The organism is Paraplanobispora takensis, assembly GCF_016863195.1.
Lineage (GTDB): Bacteria > Actinomycetota > Actinomycetes > Streptosporangiales > Streptosporangiaceae > Planobispora > Planobispora takensis.
Genome location: NZ_BOOK01000134.1, coordinates 1 through 1316 on the forward strand (window position 1 = coordinate 1; position 1316 = coordinate 1316).

The following is a 1316-nucleotide window of genomic DNA, read 5'->3' on the forward strand; positions in this document are numbered from 1 at the left end:
TGAGATCGCCGCCAACATCGCGGGCGTGGCCCAGGCCGCGGCGGTGACCACCGAGGGCGTGGCCCAGTCCCGCCAGGCCGCGGCCGAGCTGGCCGACATGAGCCGCTCGCTGCGCGAGCTGGTGGGCCGCTTCACCGTCTGAGCGGGGCCCCGGCCGGGTGGCCGGGGTTGCGTGCCGGACGCCTCACCGGGCGGCCTGGCGGGCGCGGGATGCCCCCGCCAGGCCGCCCGGTGTCATAAACCCGGCGTGCGGGGGCAGGTTGGGATAATGCTGCAGGTCATCGGGGCGGGGCTGGGCCGTACCGGCACCAGCTCACTCAAGATCGCGCTGGAACGCCTGGGTTTCGCGCCCTGCTATCACATGTTCGAGGTCCTGGGCGATATCGAGCGGATGCGGCAGTGGACCACGGTGGCGCAGGGCGCCGCACCGGACTGGGAGGCGGTCTTCCGCGGATACCGGGCGTGCGTGGACTTCCCCGCGGCCGCGTACTGGCGGGAGCTGGCCGAGCACTATCCCGAGGCCAAGGTGATCCTCACCCTGCGCGACCCCGACGCCTGGTACGAGAGCGCCCGTAAGACGATCTTCCGGCTGCCGCGTGTGCTGCGCCATCCCGTGCTCGGTCCCGTGCTGCGCACGGTCCTTCCCGCGCAGGCCAGGCTGACCGCGTTCACCCGCATGCTGAGCGCCGTCAACCGGGACAGGCGCGACATCGTCTTCGACCGCGCCAGCGCCCTGAAGTACTACGAGCGGCACAACGCCGAGGTGCGCTCGTCCGTGCCACCGGAACGGCTGCTGGTCTACCGGGTGGGGCAGGGGTGGGAGCCGCTGTGCGACTTCCTCGGCGTCCCCGTGCCGGACACCCCGTTCCCGCGGGCCAACGACAGCTCCCGCTTCTGGAGCAACTTCCGCCGGACCCTGTGGGGCAGGCACGGCACCGGCCCGATACGGCCCCCGGCCTGAAGAGACGAACACGGTGCCCGGACGCGACGAGGCCGCCACCGGTGATGTCCGGTGGCGGCCTCGGTGCGCTGTCGTCGAAAGGTGCCCGAAGGGCTGGGCGCCCGGGAGGGTCAGGCGCCGGTGCGGGTCAGGCGCCGGCTCAGGATCCGGCTGGCGGCGAACGCCCCGCCGCCCGCGACGAGGATGAGGGCCAGGATGCCCACCAGGGGCATGCTGTTCGCCTTCTCGGCGGTGGTGGTCGCGGCGGCCGCGGTGACGGTCTTGGCCGGGAGCTCGGCGGTCGTCGCGCCGGTGGCGGGCTTGCCCGCGGTGGCCTTGTCCGCGGCCTTGTCGGCGGCCGGCTTCTTGGCGGGGG

2 protein-coding genes are annotated in these 1316 nt (G+C 73.6%); one reads left to right on the forward strand and one right to left on the reverse strand.

What is annotated here, in order from left to right; all coding sequences use genetic code 11:
* Positions 1–268 precede the first annotated feature (268 nt).
* Positions 269–961 (forward strand): sulfotransferase family protein, encoded by a 693-nt coding sequence (locus tag Pta02_RS40770; protein ID WP_203880410.1) that lies wholly within the window; start codon positions 269–271, stop codon positions 959–961.
* 110 nt (positions 962–1071) lie between these two features.
* Here Pta02_RS40770 and Pta02_RS40775 read toward each other — a convergent pair.
* The coding region (locus Pta02_RS40775; protein WP_203880411.1) for a hypothetical protein at positions 1072–1316 on the reverse strand (245 nt) is incomplete at its 5' end.

What these genes read in the sequence shown, in the direction of transcription:
- Pta02_RS40770 (WP_203880410.1), top strand. Translation starts at nt 269, where the DNA reads ATGCTGCAGGTCATCGGGGCGGGGCTGGGCCGTACCGGCACCAGCTCA.